Origin of the sequence: Stenotrophomonas maltophilia, assembly GCF_006974125.1 — a bacterium.
Classification (GTDB): Bacteria; Pseudomonadota; Gammaproteobacteria; order Xanthomonadales; family Xanthomonadaceae; genus Stenotrophomonas; species Stenotrophomonas maltophilia_O.
In genome coordinates, this window is sequence record NZ_CP037858.1 from 3,871,869 (window position 1) to 3,888,129 (window position 16,261).

General features: G+C 65.3%; 17 protein-coding genes. 10 read left to right on the plus strand and 7 right to left on the minus strand.

Annotation, left to right across the window (positions count from 1 at the left end):
• Positions 1-149: 149 nt before the first annotated feature.
• Both EZ304_RS17910 and EZ304_RS17920 read right to left on the minus strand, forming a co-directional pair.
• A complete protein-coding gene (locus tag EZ304_RS17910) occupies positions 150-1,025 on the minus strand; it encodes a hypothetical protein (protein ID WP_142807748.1) in 876 nt (291 codons plus the stop codon).
• Positions 1,026-1,849: 824 nt separating this feature from the next.
• The gene (locus EZ304_RS17920) at positions 1,850-2,461 is read right to left on the minus strand and encodes a hypothetical protein (RefSeq protein ID WP_142807750.1); all 612 of its coding nucleotides are present in this window, start codon (positions 2,459-2,461) and stop codon (positions 1,850-1,852) included.
• A 282-nt stretch (positions 2,462-2,743) separates the two neighbouring features.
• On the opposite strand from EZ304_RS17920, the gene EZ304_RS17925 reads away from it, so the two are divergent.
• From EZ304_RS17925 to EZ304_RS17935, 3 genes are all read left to right on the plus strand, one after another.
• Entirely contained in the window at positions 2,744-3,346 is a 603-nt protein-coding gene (locus EZ304_RS17925; protein WP_142807751.1) for a hypothetical protein, read from the plus strand.
• 433 nt (positions 3,347-3,779) lie between these two features.
• Positions 3,780-4,868 carry a hypothetical protein gene (locus EZ304_RS17930; RefSeq protein ID WP_260678137.1) on the plus strand — a complete coding sequence of 363 codons (1,089 nt, stop codon included), beginning with the start codon at positions 3,780-3,782 and terminating at the stop codon, positions 4,866-4,868.
• A 168-nt stretch (positions 4,869-5,036) separates the two neighbouring features.
• Positions 5,037-5,609, plus strand: coding sequence for a hypothetical protein (locus tag EZ304_RS17935; RefSeq protein ID WP_142807752.1), 573 nt, complete (start codon positions 5,037-5,039; stop codon positions 5,607-5,609).
• A gap of 14 nt (positions 5,610-5,623) precedes the next feature.
• On the opposite strand, the gene EZ304_RS17940 is transcribed toward EZ304_RS17935, so the two are convergent.
• Both EZ304_RS17940 and smpB read right to left on the minus strand, forming a co-directional pair.
• A complete protein-coding gene (locus EZ304_RS17940; RefSeq protein ID WP_142807753.1) occupies positions 5,624-6,070 on the minus strand; it encodes a GNAT family N-acetyltransferase in 447 nt (148 codons plus the stop codon).
• Complete coding sequence (gene smpB, locus EZ304_RS17945) at positions 6,067-6,570, minus strand: SsrA-binding protein SmpB (RefSeq protein WP_005409231.1); 504 nt, start codon at positions 6,568-6,570, stop codon at positions 6,067-6,069. The genes EZ304_RS17940 and smpB overlap by 4 nt, the downstream gene beginning before the upstream one ends.
• A 57-nt stretch (positions 6,571-6,627) precedes the next feature.
• Between smpB and EZ304_RS17950 the strand changes: the two genes are divergently transcribed.
• Both EZ304_RS17950 and EZ304_RS17955 read left to right on the plus strand, forming a co-directional pair.
• On the plus strand, positions 6,628-7,053 hold the full coding sequence (locus EZ304_RS17950) for a type II toxin-antitoxin system RatA family toxin (RefSeq protein WP_005409232.1): 426 nt from the start codon (positions 6,628-6,630) through the stop codon (positions 7,051-7,053).
• A gap of 3 nt (positions 7,054-7,056) precedes the next feature.
• Positions 7,057-7,314, plus strand: a complete 258-nt coding sequence (locus EZ304_RS17955) for an RnfH family protein (protein WP_142807754.1) — start codon at positions 7,057-7,059, stop codon at positions 7,312-7,314.
• Between the two features lie 36 nt (positions 7,315-7,350).
• Here EZ304_RS17955 and EZ304_RS17960 read toward each other — a convergent pair whose 3' ends face one another.
• Positions 7,351-7,743: an outer membrane protein assembly factor BamE gene (locus EZ304_RS17960; RefSeq protein ID WP_005409234.1), complete on the minus strand. Its 393-nt coding sequence runs from the start codon at positions 7,741-7,743 to the stop codon at positions 7,351-7,353.
• Between the two features lie 103 nt (positions 7,744-7,846).
• Between EZ304_RS17960 and fur the strand changes: the two genes are divergently transcribed.
• On the plus strand, positions 7,847-8,254 hold the full coding sequence (gene fur / locus EZ304_RS17965) for a ferric iron uptake transcriptional regulator (protein WP_005409235.1): 408 nt from the start codon (positions 7,847-7,849) through the stop codon (positions 8,252-8,254).
• A 63-nt stretch (positions 8,255-8,317) separates the two neighbouring features.
• Here the strand turns inward: fur and EZ304_RS17970 are convergent, their stop codons facing one another.
• Positions 8,318-9,574 (minus strand): SGNH/GDSL hydrolase family protein, encoded by a 1,257-nt coding sequence (locus EZ304_RS17970; RefSeq protein ID WP_142807755.1) that lies wholly within the window; start codon positions 9,572-9,574, stop codon positions 8,318-8,320.
• Between the two features lie 97 nt (positions 9,575-9,671).
• Here EZ304_RS17970 and EZ304_RS17975 point away from each other — a divergent pair, with 97 nt between their 5' ends.
• Positions 9,672-10,589, plus strand: coding sequence for a LysR family transcriptional regulator (locus EZ304_RS17975; RefSeq protein ID WP_142807756.1), 918 nt, complete (start codon positions 9,672-9,674; stop codon positions 10,587-10,589).
• 121 nt (positions 10,590-10,710) lie between these two features.
• Here EZ304_RS17975 and recN read toward each other — a convergent pair whose 3' ends face one another.
• Complete coding sequence (gene recN / locus EZ304_RS17980; RefSeq protein ID WP_142807757.1) at positions 10,711-12,372, minus strand: DNA repair protein RecN; 1,662 nt, start codon at positions 12,370-12,372, stop codon at positions 10,711-10,713.
• A gap of 115 nt (positions 12,373-12,487) precedes the next feature.
• Here recN and hrcA point away from each other — a divergent pair, with 115 nt between their 5' ends.
• The 3 genes from hrcA to dnaK all read left to right on the plus strand — a co-directional run bounded on the left by hrcA (position 12,488) and on the right by dnaK (position 16,234).
• Positions 12,488-13,552 (plus strand): heat-inducible transcriptional repressor HrcA, encoded by a 1,065-nt coding sequence (hrcA, locus tag EZ304_RS17985; protein WP_049416920.1) that lies wholly within the window; start codon positions 12,488-12,490, stop codon positions 13,550-13,552.
• A 63-nt stretch (positions 13,553-13,615) separates the two neighbouring features.
• Positions 13,616-14,131: a nucleotide exchange factor GrpE gene (gene grpE, locus EZ304_RS17990; protein ID WP_099551179.1), complete on the plus strand. Its 516-nt coding sequence runs from the start codon at positions 13,616-13,618 to the stop codon at positions 14,129-14,131.
• A 180-nt stretch (positions 14,132-14,311) separates the two neighbouring features.
• Positions 14,312-16,234, plus strand: a complete 1,923-nt coding sequence (gene dnaK, locus EZ304_RS17995; protein ID WP_099551178.1) for a molecular chaperone DnaK — start codon at positions 14,312-14,314, stop codon at positions 16,232-16,234.
• The last annotated feature ends 27 nt before the right edge of the window (positions 16,235-16,261 follow it).

Consider the following 16,261-nt stretch of genomic DNA (forward strand, 5'->3'; position numbering starts at 1 on the left):
CTGGCGCGGACCTCGTTCGTGCTCCTCGCGGCAATGCGGAGACAATTGGGCTTGCCGGAACTGTAGTGCGCTTACTTGAACCTCAACGAAAAGGGCTCCCCAAAACGGGAGCCCTTACAAAGCAATCCGCAGTGAATCGCGCTGCTGCGTCAGTATGCGACGCACTGGACTGGGCCACCGCCGGCACTGCTGCAAGCAAAACGTGTGTGGCTCACTGGTCCGCTGACCGGAATGCCGTTCTGATGAGCCCAGACAAGGAAGTTCTGTAGATCTGTAGATGGCGGACCCTGGAAATTGTATTCACGATAGCCGTCACCGGCGAAGTCCTCCCTTTTCTCTGGGATCGAGTTGTTGTGCCCGTCACGAGCACTGTTGGGTATCCGTTCCCACATTTTACTGTCGTAGTTGTAGGTAATAAGAACTGTTGTCTTATCGTGGAACTCCAAGCGAACGTAAACTTGCGAGCTTTTCGATCCCAGCCAAACCGCCGGGTTGAAAACGCGAATGACACTCTGGCCGCCAGCAATGAAGGAGGGGAATTTCGTCTCCATCCAGGCATGAACGTTGTTCATTTTTGAGGAGTTGGAGATGGCCTCGTAGGCATTCTCCGGGAGGTCATGGCCGGTTGCCGATGCCCGTGCCGACTGGACACGCAGTGTCGCTCTGCTTGCTGCGCTCATATCAGAGGCGATCACATCAATAGGAACCTTGAACTCCAGGGAGCCGCCGTTCCTCTGGTAAAGATAGACGAGTTCCGCGTAATAGTCGGCTAGGTCGGGGTTGACCGGAAGCTCGATAATACGGAGATCAGGCATGATAACGAATGAATTGATCTCTCCAGTGGACAGGCTGAACACAGCCACGCCTCCAAAGTCAATTTCACTTCTAGCAGCCTCGATTTTTTGCTGGTAACTACATCCTTCGCATTGGGCTGCCGCAACTGCCTGTGCAGAGGCGTTGTCGACTGCCCCTGCGCCAACCACCAAAACCACACTTGCCAATAGTCCCTTCAGCATGACGTTCATCCTTATCACTGTTTCAGTAGAAAAGAATGAGCAATCTCAAGATCACGGCGATGAAAACGCCAATTGAGAGCGCTCGAACGGGTCTGGACGTATTGCGCAACCAAAGGGCCGCGATGAGAGATGAGAGCAAAGCGACGCCACAGGACCACCAAAGCAAGTGGCCACTCACAGTGAAAGTGGCACCAAAGCACAACACGGCCACTAGGCTCAGAAGTACGGCAAGCGAGCCACTACGCTTCAGATACATGCTCTTGACCCCCTCGAGAGAGCAATTCGCCCGCAGCCTAAGTACACCAAATGAGAATGAGTGTCAATATCATGTGCGGTGGTGCGCGCTAGCATCTGGACGTAGTCGTAGGCTGCCAGCTTGCAGGTGGCGCAGAGGCAGGCAGTCACGAGTGTGGCAATAGAGTGTTCGCAATCGCAGCCGCCGCGACCGCAATTCGTATCCTCCCGGCCATGCCGCTTCCCGCCTCCTTCTACTGGACCACACGCTCTGCCAGCAGGCCGGACGATCCGCTGACTGTGATTGCCTGCCAGGGCGTCTGGGTCTTGTCCGTGACCGAGCGTGTCGATGATGGCATCTGGGTCGCGCACCTCGATCGACATCGGTATGGTCCTGGTAGTGGACCATGTCGGAAATGCACCAGCTACGAGCTGGGTCGCGCCGGCGCCGAGCTCTGGGTGGCGAGGCACGAGGCGAGGCTGCGGGACGACGTGGCCAAGATCACGGCCTGGCGGGCAGCCGTGCGGGCAAACAGGCTGGCCAGGGCGAACACCGAGCCACCGTTTGGGTGGATGGGGTAGGTACTTCCTGCGGAGTCCTACGGATCGCGCATGCGAGGCGGCAGGGGAGGCGCCTTCAGGTAGACCTTCAGCACTTCGATGATGGTTGTGAAATCTGCAAGTATCTGGGGGTGCAGCAGGATAGGTTCGTCCGGCGTTGCGAACGACAGCACGATCAGATACCCATGCCCGTGCACTTGGCCGGCCTCTTCCTGTAGGGCAATAAGCGAGTCCCAGTCGGCCGTCGCCATTGCCGCCAGCTTTCGGTCTTCAATTTTCTGGAGTGCGCTCGCCTCGTGCTGCGTGTGAGTCTCCGGTATATAGGGGGGGATGCGGTGGGCAAGTGCATCCCGGTAGGGCTTCAAGTAGGTATCGCGCCAGGCGACCATTTCAGCTGTCGTCAAGTGATCAACCAGAAGCTGCGGAAGCACCTCTTGCGTCCGCGCCTTGAACAGATCGACGTGATTGCGGTTGACCTGACTCTGGAGGCCGTGCCAATGGAGGTAAGCCCAAGCCATGTTGTCCATGACTCCAACCGTGTGAATCAAAAATGCCTGAAGGTTGATAGTTGCGCGCTTTATGACGTCGCGCGATACCTTCGTGCGCGCCGGCGGGATAAGAGTAAAGACTGCGTCCGCAGTGGCGAGCATTGTGTCCAGCCTGCGACCAACACCTTGGGTCAACTGGTCCTTCGCCCCAGTTGGGGCAGTTGCTGACAGATGCCATAGAGTAATCAGGAGGTCCGTGACCTGGGGTCTGAGGGCCCTCCAATTCTCGAGGAGGTACGCCACGGCCTTCGGCGAGTATTGGGATTGACGGGGCTCGCTGGTCATGCGCGGACTATAGCCGTAGGCGTGCCGGAGTCGCCAGTTTGATCTATTCGACAAATCATTCAGGCAGGATGTGCGCTCACCAAGCAAGACGAGAATGGCATGCCAATAGAAATTCTGATTGCGCCCGCGGCGCCCGCGGCAGAGTCGGCGAGCGAATTCTGGAAGTACGGCCTGCCCGTTGTCTCGCTGGTCGCGGGCATCTTGCTGAAGGCGGGGTTGGATTTTTTCCTCGAGCGCCGCCGTGATGCGGCACAGGAAGCGAAGCGCTTGGTCGAGCGCCGCGATGCGCTAAGGGCCAAGCGAATAGAGGCGGAACGAGGCAATCTACTTGCGGTGCAGCCGGTTCTCGTCGGCTTGCTTCATGCTGGCCGAAAGGTTCGAAACGCGCGGACTGCAGCCCAGACAACGGGAGAGGATTGGTCCAAAGCAACAATCGACCCTGAGTTGGTTCCGAAAGTTGAGGAATGGGCTGCGCTGCTATTGCCGATTCGGGCTCGCATCCATTCGTCGAAAGTGACGACACCTATGGATACCTTCATCAACAAGTTCTGGAAGGCTTTCAGAGCAAAGAGCAACGAAGACGCGGAGAGTTTGTGGGACGAAACGTCATCAGCCCACACCAAACTGCAGGCCGAGATCGGTCGGGTCATCAAGCAGCTTGAGGATGAGAACTACCAGCTGAAAGATCCGCCGGCGAGCTGAGGACGGCAGTGGTCAACATCGGATGTTGACCAAGAAGTTGACCAAACGCTGCCAATCGATGCCCATTTCTGCCCATGCGGCAGTCATGAACGAAAAAGCCCATCATGCTAAGGCATTGATGGGCTTCATTATTTCTGCGTTTTGGAAACCGGCGCCGATGGCGTCACGGGGACAATGCACCCCCGGTTTCTACAGTGCTGCAAGGTGCAGGGCCGATTCCGTGTCGCCACGGGCAGGGCCTGCCCAGCGCCGCGAGTGTTACGGCAATACGGCTGAACAGTCACGCACGGGAGTCGGAACCTGGAAATACACGATGGAGCCGGCGGAGGGGCCATCCGTCCGTCGCCGGCTCCGCCCATGCCGCTTGGCACGTTGTGGTCACCGCAGCGGCGTGCTCGAATCGGTCAACGCCCTTCCGCGGACGGCCCCGGCCATGCCCTCCAGCTCCCGCATTCTGCGATTCCGTGGTGCTGCCGCAGCACTCGCCGTCCTGGTGGCGATGCCGTTCTGCACGCTCCAGGCGGCGGAGCCTCCCTATTCGGTGGAGGCCCGCTACAGCCGGGCGCTGGATCTGTTCAATCTGCTGGACAACCTGCCGGACTGGCTGCCTGGATACACCTCGCCGGTGTATCGGGAAGCGTGGCAACGCCGCTTTGGCCTGAGCGATCAGGACCGGGCGCTGTTGGCCGACTACGCGGCTTTCCGACAGCGCACGTCACCGCTTGCGCGGAGCGGTAGGGAACCATCGGCGCCGGCTGATCGCCTGTTCGCGGGTGCTGACACCCGCACCGGCGATCCTTACGCGAGGTATTTCCTGGCCGTGCCGTCCTTCACCGCAGCGGTTGACGCCGCCATCGCGGGGCAGGACAGGGAGGATCAGCTGCTGCTGCGCCGCTACTATGCGCACTTCGCGCCACATGCCGAACAGCTGCTGGCGGCCCAGGCGCCGTTTGTTGCGCAGCAGGCATTGCTTGCCCGGCAACTGGCCGCGCCTGCAGTGCTGGCGCTGGCCCAGCAGATGAAGGCGTTCTTCAACGTGGACGATTCGCCCGTCTTCCAGGTCCGCTTCGTATGGTGGCCCGAGGCGGAACGAACCCAGGCCAAGCTGCGCGGGGGCTACATCCTGCTGTTCTCGACGTTCGGGACCGACGAGGATTGGGCGCCGATCGTGATGCGCGAGTTCAGTCATTTTCTTTCGGCGGGACAGCCAGCGCCGCAGCGGCGGCTCCTGGCCGAGTCCTTCGCCGCGTTGTGCCCGGAGGCCCTGGCACTGCCCAACCCCCTCAATGCACTGGAAGAGCCGCTGGCGATCTACTGGGGCCAGTACCGCTTCGAGCAGCAGGTGCGGGGCGAGGCGCTGTCGGCGGAGAGCGCCTGGTACGTGCAGCCGCAGGCCGACCGTGCGGCGAAGGCGCTTGCAATGGCCTTCCCGGCCCGCGGCCCCGCGCCACGCCTGGAGGTGGGCCCCTTGCTGCGAGCTGCGGCGTCTGCCTGCAGCGCTCCAGAAGACGAGCGGCGTTGATTGGCACGCCGGGGTATCCGGTCCGCAGGGTTGGCGCCTGCCCGCGCATTCTGGCAATCCGCAAGAAGTTGTAGAGCCGCCGTCATAGCGGATTGGTAACTTCATTGGCACGAATTTGCGACACACTGGCGACGACCATCCAAGCCGGTACAGACACGGAGACGGTGGGTGACCGATGCAAGCCAACAACGCAGCCTGCGACAGCTGATCGGGCCGGTCGGTGCCGACTACCAGCGGCGCGCGTTGCCGCCGGGCTGGGTCTGGGCGGTGCTGGCGGTGCTGCTGGCGGCCACCTGGCTGACCGAGCTGCCGGCCACGGCTGCGGCCGCGCTGATCGCCAGCGCGGTGGTGGTGCACTGGTCGCAGCGCGGTCGCATCCATTGGCTGGGTTGGCGCCTGCCGGGCCTGGCCGTACTGGCGGCCCTGCTGTGGGGGCCGGAAGTGCTGTCGCAGTGGTTCGAGCACGGGCTGGCCGTGGTCCTGATGTCGCTGGCCAGTCTCAGTATTGGCGTGCACGTGTGGCAGTCGCGGCAGATGGCGCGCCAGCTGCAGGGCGCCGCCGATGCGCTGGATGATGCCCAGCTGCTGTCCTTGCTGCCGGATGATGCCGCGCAGCTGGCCCAGCAGTGGCGGAGGGGGGATGATCGCCATGCGCCGGAACTGGCGGTGGTGATGCACCTGGCGGTGATGCACGCGGCGCTGGCGCCGCGCATGCGCGGGCAGGGCGTGCTGGCAGGGTGATCGGTCGGCGGCGTCTACAGCCGCTGCGGCCGGGAACCTGGCAACGCCTTGCGCAGGTAGATCCGCTCGTGACCGGGCGGGCAGTCGGGCAGCCGCCCGTACACGGTGTAGCCCTGCCGCAGGTAGAAGGCTTCGGCCTGCCAGTCGAACGTGTCCAGCATCACGCTGCGGGCGCCATGGCGGTGCGCAACGGCTTCCGCTTCCGCCAGCAGGCACTGGCCGATGCCTTGCCCGCGCAGTTCCGGGTCCACCCACAGCACATGCACCTGCAGCCAGCCGGCACAGACATCGGCCAGTACGCCGCCGCGTAGCGCGCCGTGCTCGTCATGCCAGGCCAGGCGCACTGGAATGTCGTCGAACGCATCGCCGCCGTGGGCCTTGTTGAAGGCCAGCAGGCGCGCACACAAGGTGCGCGTTTCATCGGCGCTGGCGGTCACCATGGCGCCGATGGGAGTGTTCATGCGTCGCGGTTGCCGCGACGCATCACGCGCTGCTTCTCGATCGCCCAGTCGCGATCCTTGGCGGCATCGCGCTTGTCGTGGGTCTGCTTGCCCTTGGCCAGCGCGACTTCGAGCTTGATCTTGTTCTTGCTCCAGTACATCGCGGTCGGCACGATCGTGTAGCCATCGCGCTCGACCTTGCCGACCAGCTTGTCGATCTCGCTCCGGTGCAGCAGCAGCTTGCGCTCGCGCCGGTCGTTGGCGACCACGTGGGTGGAGGCCTGGATCAACGGGGTGATCTGGGCGCCGATCAGGAAGATCTCGCCGTGCTTCACGTAGGCGTAGGCATCGATGATGTTGCCGCGGCCAGCGCGGATCGACTTCACCTCCCAGCCCTGCAGGGCCAGGCCGGCCTCGAAGCGCTCTTCGATGTGGTACTCGTGGCGGGCACGCTTGTTCAACGCGATGGTCTTGTTGGCCGTCGCGCTCTTTGCTTTATCCTTGCCGCTGTTCTTGCTCATTTCCGTATTGTCTCCGATTCGGGCCCGCCCGGTCGATTGCCGAAACGTCCTGTATTCATGCCTACTATCCGCCGCAGCGCCCTGGTCGAGCATTCGTCCGCGCGCATGTTCGACCTGGTCAACGATGTCCAGGCCTATCCGCGCCGCTTCCGCTGGTGCTCGGCTGCCCAGATCCTGGAGCAGGGCGAGGACCGCCTGGTGGCGCGCCTGGACCTGGGCCTGGGTTCGTTCAGCACCTGGTTCCAGACCGAAAACACCCTGCAGCGCCCGCACAGCATCGACATGCAGCTGCGCGATGGCCCGTTCAAGCAGTTGCACGGCCGCTGGGAATTCCATGCACTGGCCGAGGACGCCTGCAAGGTCACCCTGACCCTGGAATTCGAGCCCAGCTCGCGCCTGCTGGGGCCGGCCCTGGCGATCGGCTTCCAGGGTCTGGCCGATCGGATGGTCAATGATTTCGTCCGCGTCGCCGACGAGGCCTGAGCGATGATCGAGGTCGAGGTGGTACTCGCCTGGCCGCAGCACGTGCTGTCGCGCCGGCTGCAGCTGGACGAGGGCGCGACCGTGGCCGATGCCATTGCCGCCGCCGCGCTGGAGGGCAGTGACCGATGCCCGGCCGCGGCCGTGCATGGCGTACTGGCGCGCCCGCAGCAGGTGGTGCTGGAGGGTGACCGCATCGAGCTGCTACGCCCGTTGCTGGCCGACCCAAAGGACAACCGCCGGCGACGCGCGCTCGGCGGTTGATGCCCGCAACCCGTCCGTGGGGACGGACAGGGGGCCTCAGCGGCCCTTCTTCTTCTTGTCCTTCGGCAGGTTGCGGCCGAACTGGCGCACGGTCTGCTGGGCCAGGGCCTTGTCGTTGCCCGGGAAGTAATCGCCTTCCCAACGGGTCACGGTGTCATTCTCGAAGAACACCACGAAGTTCTTCACTTCGGTGCGGCCCAGGCGGTTCACGCGCTGGCTGGAGGTGTAGTCCCAGCGCTGGGCGTGGAACGGATCGGGAATGGACGGGGTGCCCAGCAGCGCGGTGACCTGCTGCTTGCTCTGCCCGACCTGCAGCTTGGCCACGGCATCTTCCCGGATCAGGTTGCCCTGATAGATGGGTTGCTTGTAGATGATGCCGCACCCGGTGGTGGACAGGGCGACGGCGGCGACCAACAGGAGATTGCGCATCGGGACTGGCGGTTGGGGAAATCAAACCGATGATACACTCCCGGCGTGCCACCGCGACCCAATCCGAGGCAGCTGGCGCTAAATCGCCAATGAACGGAGACCTATGGAAACCCACGACCTGCGAAAAGTCGGCCTGAAGGTGACCCATCCACGGATGCGGATCCTGGCGCTGCTCGAACAGCGCAATGCCCAGCACCACATGACCGCCGAAGACATCTACCGCCAGCTGCTGGAGCATGGCGATGAGATCGGCCTGGCTACGGTGTACCGGGTGCTGACCCAGTTCGAGGCCGCCGGCCTCGTGCTCAAGCACAATTTCGAAGGCGGCCAGGCCGTCTACGAGCTGGACCGTGGCGGCCACCACGACCATATGGTCGACGTGGACAGCGGCAAGATCATCGAGTTTGAAAGCCACGAGATCGAGGAGCTGCAGCGCAAGATTGCAGCCGACCACGGCTACGAGCTGGAAGAGCACTCGCTGGTGCTGTACGTGCGCAAGAAGCGCAAGTAAGCCGATCCGCCCAGCCATAAGCGACGAAACCCCGGGCCTGCCCGGGGTTTTTCGTTGCCGGGGTCAGAGCCCTTTCCCTTCAGGAAAGGGATCCGACCCCTTGTGACCCAGCAGGATCTCCAGATCCACCGCTTCGGCCATCGCCCGGTTGCCCGCATCGCCCGGGTGCAGGTGATCGCCGGAGTCGTAAGCAGCGGCCATCCGTGACGGATCGGCCGGGTCGCGCAGCGCGGCATCCAGGTCGATCACCGCGTCAAACGGACTGTCCGTGCGCAGCCAGGCATTGAGCTGGCGGCGCAGGGAATCCTTGTCCGGCTGGTAGTAGTCGTCCAGCGGCGTGCCGGGCAGGGCGTCGGCGAACGGTGTCAGCGTGACGCCCACGATCCGAACGCCATGGTGGTGGGCCTGTTCGGCCAGGGCGCGATACCCCGCCTGCAGTTCGGCAAGCGTGGGCCGCGCCTGCTTGAGGGCGAAGGCGGTGCCGGGCCAGCTGATGTCATTGATGCCAACCAGCACGATCACGTTGGACACGCCAGGCTGATCCAGTGCATCGCGGTGGAAACGGACCAGCGCGGACTCCCCCATGCCGTCGCGCAAGAGGCGGCCACCGGAGATACCGGCATTGACCACCGCCACGCCACGCGGTGCCAGACGCGCGGCCAGATGGTCGGTCCAGCGCTGGTCCCGGTCGAGGCTGGCGGTGGCGCCGTCGGTGATCGAATCGCCGATCACCACCACGCTGCGCGCGCTGGCCGGTGCCTCGACCTCGATACCGGTCAGGAACAGGCGGGCCGTGGTGGCGCTGGCCCGGTCCAGCCCGCGTGCCAGGCTCTGGTCGCCGGGGGCGATCCAACTGGTCTGGCGGCCCTCCCAATGAAAGGTCTGCAGCGGCGTCGGCGCTGGCACAAAGACGCTGATCTGCAGCGCCTGGCCATCCTGTACAGCCAGCGACAGCGGGTCGCTCAGCCGTTCCTGGCCGGGGCCGATCAGCACCTCGGGCCGGCCATCGAAGCGGAGCGGCTGCGGCGTCGCACCTGCCTGCGGCGCCACGCTGGCGCCGCCGATCCGCAGCGGGCGGGTGCCATGGGCATTGCTCAACCGCACCCGCAGGCGCGGGCCGCCCAGGCTGATGCGTGCGGTCTGGCGGAAGGTCTGGTCGTGCAGCGACGCCGGTATCAATGACGGGAACAGGAAGTCCGCTCCCCAGACCGGTTGCGGGCTGGCCTGCCAGCTGGCAACCCAGTGCGGGGCAGGGGCGGCGCTGGCGGCGCTGGACAGGCCGATCAATGCGGTGGCGGCGAGCTGGCTGAAGCGGTTCATTGGGCAATCCCGGCTGGAGGGAAGGCCATGGTGATTCCGCACTCATCTGTGAACTAGACTGCGCATGGACAATCATCTGTGAACTGGATTCATTGCCATGGCGCGCTCCGACATCAACCGATCCGGCGAACTGGAAGTGTTCGTGCGGGTGATCGAGACCGGCGGCTTTTCCGCGGCCGCCCGAACGTTGGAGATGACCCCGTCGGCGGTCAGCAAGCTGGTGGCGAGGCTGGAACAACGGTTGGGTACGCGCCTGCTGCAACGCTCCACCCGCCAGCTGCAGCTGACTCCGGAGGGCTGCGCGTTCTACGAGCGCGGCCTGCGCGTGCTGGCCGACCTGGACGAGGCCGAGCGCTGTGCCAGTGCTCACGCCGAGCCGCGTGGACGCCTGCGGGTCAATTCCAATGTGCCGTTCGGCCAGCATTTCCTGTTGCCGCTGCTGCCGGCGTTCCTGCAGCGCAACCCGCAGGTAGGCGTGGACCTGACCCTCAACGACGAGGTGATCGACCTGCTGGAGCAGCGCACCGACGTGGCGGTGCGGGCCGGTCCGCTGAAGAGCTCCAGCCTGGTGGCGCGGCGGCTGGGCGCGACGCGGATGATGATCGTGGTTGCACCTGCATATGCGCAGCGCCACGGCCTGCCGGCCGACGTCGAGGCGCTGCAGTCACACAATCGGCTGGACATCGGCCATGCACGTGCGATGCAGGGCTGGCCGCTGCTGCAGGACGGACGCGAGCGGATGCTGCTGCCCAGTGGCAATGCCCGTGCCAGCAACGGCGATGCGCTGCGCCAGCTGGTGCTGGGTGGTCTGGGCATGGCACGGCTGGCCGCGTTCCAGGTGCAGGCCGACATCGCTGCCGGACGCCTGCTGCCGGTGCTGGAGGAAGCCAATCCCGGTGACCTGGAAGAGGTGCACGCGGTGTTCCTGGGGCAGGGCGGCTACCTGCCGCTGCGGGTGCGCGCGTTCCTGGATTTCCTGGTGGAGAACGTCGACCTGACGCAACCACGGGGGTAGTGCCGGCCGCTGGCCGGCAACCTCACGATCTTCGCCCACCCGCATCGGGGTGCCGGCCAGCGGCCGGCACTACCGCGCGCGTTGTAGATCCACGCCATGCGTGGATAACCGCGAACAGGCGTTACACCTGCAGCAGCTTGCGGGCGGCGGCGCGCGCTTCCTTGCTCACTTCCACGCCGCCCAGCATGCGTGCCAGCTCCTCCTCGCGCGCCTTGCTGTCCAGCTTTTCCACCGCGCTCTGGGTCATGCCTTCCACCGGGGCCTTGCTGACCCGGTAATGGGCATGGCCCTTGGAGGCGACCTGCGGCAGGTGGGTCACGCACAGCACCTGCCGCTTCTCGCCGAGGGCGCGCAGCTTCTGGCCAACGATGTCCGCCACTGCGCCGCCGATGCCGGAGTCGACCTCGTCGAACACCATGGTCGGCACCGCATCCAGGTCCAGCGCGGCCACTTCGATGGCCAGCGAAATGCGCGACAGTTCACCGCCCGAGGCCACCTTGCGCAGGGCGCGCGGCGGCTGGCCGGCGTTGGCCGCCACCAGGAACTCCACACGCTCGGCGCCCTGCGGGTCCGGCTTGCCGGCGTCCTGCGGCTCCAGTTCGATCAGGAACTGGCCGCCGCCCATGCCCAGCTCGGCGATGATGCCGGTGGTGGTGGCCGACAGTTCGGCAGCAGCGCTGCGACGGCTGGCGGTCAGCACTTCGGCCTGTGCGCGCCAGGCGGCGGCGGCCTTGTCGATCTCGCCGGCCAGGCGCTGCAGGCGTTCGTCGGCGCCGCGCAGCTGCTCCACTTCGGCGTGCATGCGCTCGCGCTGCGCGCCCAGCTCGTCCATCGGCACGCGGTGCTTGCGGGCCAGGTCGTGCAGGCGGCCGAGGCGGCGCTCATTCTCCTCGAACTGCTCCGGGTCGGCGTCGAGGTCGTCATGTACGCGGTCCAGCAGCGACAGGGCTTCGTGCAGCTGGATCGAGGCGTTCTCGATCAGGCCGTCCACCTCGCCCAGGCGCAGGTCGTGTTCGATCAGGCGAGACAGCTCGTGGCGCACCTGCTGCAGCAGGTCCAGTGCGGAACTGCCGTCGTCGCCGTTGAGCTGGTTGCTGGCCGCCTGGCAGGCGCTCAGCAGGGCGCTGGCGTGGGCCTGGCGACGGTGGCTGGCACCGAGTGCCGCGATCGACTCCGGCTCCAGGTCTTCACGGTCCAGTTCGCGCAGCTGGTGTTCCAGGAAGCCTATCCTGTCACTCACGTCGCCTTGTTGCGACAGCGCCAGCGATTCATCGACCAGTGCCTGCCACGCGGCGGCGGCGCGGCGCACCTGGCGGCGCTCGTTCTCGTTGCCGGCATAGGCATCCAGCAGGGCCAGCTGCGACGGGCGCGTCAATAGGGCCTGCTGTTCGTGCTGGCCGTGGATCTCCACCAGCAACGAGGCCAGGTCGCCCAGCTGGGCCAGGGTCACCGGGCGGCCATTGATCCACGCCCGCGAACCGCCGTCGGCACGGATCACGCGGCGCAGCTGGCATTGTTCTTCGTCGTCCAGCTCGTTGTCGGCCAGCCACTGGCGCGCGGCCTGCAGCTGCTCCAACGCGAACTCGGCCGAAAGCTCGGCACGGGCGGCGCCGTGGCGGACCACGCCGCTGTCGGCGCGCAGGCCGGACAGGAAGCCCAGCGCGTCGACCATCAGCGACTTGCCGGCGCCGGTCTCGCCTGAAACCACGGTCATGCCTGGCCCGAACTCCAGTTCGGTGGCGCGGACGACGGCAAAATCCTTGATCGAAAGATGTCTGAGCATGGGTAAGGGGGTATCAGCAGCCGCGCAACGCTAGCACGCGGGCGAGGGAGGTCCAATGACTTGCCAAGGTGATGCGCCGCCATTATCTAGTGTCCGTGTCTCACAGGTTGATTCCATGCACGGTTCTCCCGACCAGCTTGCCCCACGTGCGCGCCATCTGCTGCGCACGCTGATCGCGCGTTACATCCAGGACGGTGAGCCGGTCGGCTCGCAGACGCTGGCGCGCGTGGCCGGCCTGGAGGTCAGTCCGGCCACCATCCGCAACATCCTCGGCGACCTGGAAGACCTGGGGCTGCTGGCGTCGCCGCACACCTCGGCCGGGCGCATCCCGACCGCGCATGGCTACCGGGTGTTCGTCGACAGCCTGCTGCAGATGCAGCCGCCGGGCGAGGGTGAGCTGGCCCGGTTGCGCCAGGAGCTGGCCGGTGGCGGCAGCACCCAGGCCCTGCTCGGCAGCGCCTCGGAGCTGCTGTCGGCGATGAGCCACTTCGTCGGCGTGGTCAGTGCGCCGCGGCGCGAGCAGTTCGCTTTCCGCCAGATCGATTTCGTGGCACTGGACGGGCGCCGGGTGCTGGCGATCCTGGTGTTTGCCGACAACGAGGTGCAGAACCGGGTCATCGAGACCCGCCAGGAGTTCGCGCCGGGCCAGCTGGAGCAGGTGGCCAACTACCTCAATGCCCATTTCGCCGGCCTGCCGATGGCCGAGATCCGCACTCGCCTGCTGCTGGAACTACGCGATGCCCGTTCCGAGCTGGAGCAGCTGCTGGCGCACAGCATCGAGCTGGCCGAGCAGGCCCTGCAGCCGGCGGCCGACGACATGCTGGTGGCCGGCCAGACCCGCCTGATGGGGGTACAGGACCTGTCCGACCTGGAGCGCCTGCGCGAGCTCTTCGAGCTGTTCTCCAGCAAACGCGAAATCCTGCAGCTGCTGGAACGGACCATCCAGGCCCCCGGCGTGCGCATCTTCATCGGCGAGGAGACCGGGATGATGCCGCTGCAGGGCGTCTCGCTGGTCACCGCCCCGTACACCGCCAACGGCCAGGTGCTGGGCGTGCTGGGCGTGATCGGCCCCAAGCGGATGGCCTACGACCGTGTGATCCCGCTGGTCCAGGCCACCGCCGATGTGCTCGGCGCGGCCTTTTCGCCGGCCGGCCGCACGCCGGGAACATCCGACGCTTGAAACGCAGCATCCCGCCCACACTAGGGTGGGTGGAGGCGGAGATTGACCGCCAGGGACCCAGACATGAACCACGAACATCCAGATATCGAATCCCAGCAGAGTGCCGCCGATGCGGCCGCCGCCGCCGGCGTCAATGACGAAGTGGAGCGCCTGCGCGCTGAAGTTGAACAGGTCAAGGCCGATGCGCTGCGTGAGCGCGCCGACCTGGAGAACCAGCGCAAGCGCGTTGCCCGTGACATCGAGCAGGCCCGCAAGTTCGCCAACGAGAAGCTGCTTGGGGAGCTGCTGCCGGTATTCGACAGCCTGGATGCTGGCCTGAAGGCTGCCGGCGACGACGCCCACCCGTTGCGCGAAGGCCTGGAGCTGACCTACAAGCAGCTGCTGAAGGTTGCCGGTGACAATGGCCTGGTCCTGCTGGACCCGACCGGCCAGCCGTTCAACCCGGAACACCACCAGGCCATCAGCCAGGTGCCGGCCCCGGGCGCCGCCCCCGGCACCGTGGTGACCGTGTTCCAGAAGGGCTACCTGCTCAACGAGCGCCTGCTGCGGCCGGCGCTGGTGGTGGTGGCCGCCGACTGACCCTGCCGGGCCGGGAGGCGGAATGACCCGCGACCCGGCCCGACGCTGAACGCGCCGGACGACCGGAAACACAGCGTTCGGGAGATGGCTTGAATGTTCCACGAGCCTCCCCCACATCGTATTCATCCACCGGCCGAACGGCCGGACTGACCCCAACAAGCATCCTCAGGAGTCTCCCCCATGGGCAAGATCATTGGTATCGACCTCGGCACCACCAACTCGTGCGTGGCGATCATGGACGGCGGCAAGGCCCGCGTCATCGAGAATTCGGAAGGCGATCGCACCACCCCGTCGATCGTCGCCTACACCAAGGACGGCGAAGTCCTGGTCGGCGCCTCGGCCAAGCGCCAGGCCGTGACCAACCCGAAGAACACCTTCTACGCGGTGAAGCGCCTGATCGGCCGCAAGTTCACCGACGCCGAAGTGCAGAAGGACATCGCGCACGTCCCGTACGGCATCCTGGCCCATGACAATGGCGACGCCTGGGTGTCGACCAGCGACGGCAAGAAGATGGCCCCGCAGGAAATCTCGGCCAAGGTGCTGGAAAAGATGAAGAAGACCGCCGAGGACTTCCTCGGTGAGAAGGTCACCGAAGCGGTCATCACCGTGCCGGCCTACTTCAATGACAGCCAGCGCCAGGCGACCAAGGACGCCGGCCGCATCGCCGGCCTGGACGTCAAGCGCATCATCAACGAGCCGACCGCGGCCGCGCTGGCCTATGGCCTGGACAAGGGCGACAACAAGGATCGCAAGATCGTGGTGTACGACCTGGGCGGCGGCACCTTCGACGTCTCGGTGATCGAGATCGCCAACGTCGACGGCGAGAAGCAGTTCGAAGTGCTGGCCACCAACGGTGATACCTTCCTGGGCGGCGAAGACTTCGACAACCGTGTCATCGAGTACCTGGTTGAAGAGTTCAACAAGGACCAGGGCATCGACCTGCGCAAGGATCCGCTGGCCCTGCAGCGCCTGAAGGACGCTGCCGAGCGCGCCAAGATCGAGCTGTCCAGCGCCCAGCAGACCGAAGTGAACCTGCCGTACGTCACCGCTGACGCGTCGGGTCCGAAGCACCTGAACATCAAGCTGACCCGCGCCAAGCTGGAAGCGCTGGTGGAAGACCTGATCAAGAAGTCGATCGAGCCGTGCCGCGTCGCCCTGAACGATGCCGGCCTGCGTTCGAGCGACATCAGCGAAGTGATCCTGGTCGGTGGCCAGACCCGCATGCCGAAGGTGCAGCAGGCGGTGACCGAGTTCTTCGGCAAGGAACCGCGCAAGGACGTCAACCCGGACGAAGCCGTGGCACTGGGTGCTGCGATCCAGGGCGGCGTGCTGGGCGGCGACGTCAAGGACGTTCTGCTGCTGGACGTGACCCCGCTGTCGCTTGGCATCGAGACCATGGGCGGCGTGTTCACCAAGATCATCGAGAAGAACACCACCATCCCGACCAAGGCCTCGCAGGTGTTCTCCACCGCCGAGGACAACCAGTCGGCCGTGACCGTGCACGTGCTGCAGGGTGAGCGCGAACAGGCCCGCTTCAACAAGTCGCTGGCCAAGTTCGACCTGTCCGGCATCGAGCCGGCCCCGCGTGGCCTGCCGCAGGTGGAAGTGTCCTTCGACATCGACGCCAACGGCATCCTGCATGTGTCGGCCAAGGACAAGAAGACCAACAAGGAACAGAAGGTCGAGATCAAGGCCGGTTCGGGCCTGTCCGAGGAAGAGATCGCACGCATGGTCGCCGACGCGGAAGCCAACCGCGAAGAAGACAAGAAGTTCCAGGAACTGGTGCAGGCCCGCAACCAGGCCGACGCCCTGATCCACGGCACCCGCAGCGCGATCACCGAGCACGGCAGCAAGGTCGGTGGCGAAGTGATCGGCAAGGTCGAGGCGGCGCTGGCCGACCTGGAGACCGCGATGAAGGGTGACGACAAGGCACAGATCGAAGCCAAGTCGAAGGCACTGGAAGAAGCTGGCCAGTCGCTGTTCGCCGCTGCTTCGGCCGACCAGGGCGGTGCCCCGGGTGCCGATGCCGGCAATGCCGGCAAGGCGCAGGACGACGTGGTCGACGCCGAGTTCACCGAAGTCAAGGACGACAAGAAGTCCTGATCCGGACCGACACGGGACGCTGGCAAC

Coding starts and splice junctions, on each gene's coding strand:
- EZ304_RS17955 (WP_142807754.1), top strand. CDS start 7,057: ATGATCGAGGTCGAGGTGGTACTCGCCTGGCCGCAGCACGTGCTGTCG.
- EZ304_RS17925 (WP_142807751.1), top strand. CDS start 2,744: ATGCCAATAGAAATTCTGATTGCGCCCGCGGCGCCCGCGGCAGAGTCG.
- recN (WP_142807757.1), bottom strand. CDS start 12,372: ATGCTCAGACATCTTTCGATCAAGGATTTTGCCGTCGTCCGCGCCACC.
- hrcA (WP_049416920.1), top strand. CDS start 12,488: ATGCACGGTTCTCCCGACCAGCTTGCCCCACGTGCGCGCCATCTGCTG.
- EZ304_RS17950 (WP_005409232.1), top strand. CDS start 6,628: ATGCCTACTATCCGCCGCAGCGCCCTGGTCGAGCATTCGTCCGCGCGC.
- EZ304_RS17940 (WP_142807753.1), bottom strand. CDS start 6,070: ATGAACACTCCCATCGGCGCCATGGTGACCGCCAGCGCCGATGAAACG.
- fur (WP_005409235.1), top strand. CDS start 7,847: ATGGAAACCCACGACCTGCGAAAAGTCGGCCTGAAGGTGACCCATCCA.
- smpB (WP_005409231.1), bottom strand. CDS start 6,570: ATGAGCAAGAACAGCGGCAAGGATAAAGCAAAGAGCGCGACGGCCAAC.
- EZ304_RS17975 (WP_142807756.1), top strand. CDS start 9,672: ATGGCGCGCTCCGACATCAACCGATCCGGCGAACTGGAAGTGTTCGTG.
- grpE (WP_099551179.1), top strand. CDS start 13,616: ATGAACCACGAACATCCAGATATCGAATCCCAGCAGAGTGCCGCCGAT.
- EZ304_RS17920 (WP_142807750.1), bottom strand. CDS start 2,461: ATGCTCGCCACTGCGGACGCAGTCTTTACTCTTATCCCGCCGGCGCGC.
- EZ304_RS17930 (WP_260678137.1), top strand. CDS start 3,780: ATGCCCTCCAGCTCCCGCATTCTGCGATTCCGTGGTGCTGCCGCAGCA.
- EZ304_RS17970 (WP_142807755.1), bottom strand. CDS start 9,574: ATGAACCGCTTCAGCCAGCTCGCCGCCACCGCATTGATCGGCCTGTCC.
- EZ304_RS17910 (WP_142807748.1), bottom strand. CDS start 1,025: ATGAACGTCATGCTGAAGGGACTATTGGCAAGTGTGGTTTTGGTGGTT.
- EZ304_RS17960 (WP_005409234.1), bottom strand. CDS start 7,743: ATGCGCAATCTCCTGTTGGTCGCCGCCGTCGCCCTGTCCACCACCGGG.
- dnaK (WP_099551178.1), top strand. CDS start 14,312: ATGGGCAAGATCATTGGTATCGACCTCGGCACCACCAACTCGTGCGTG.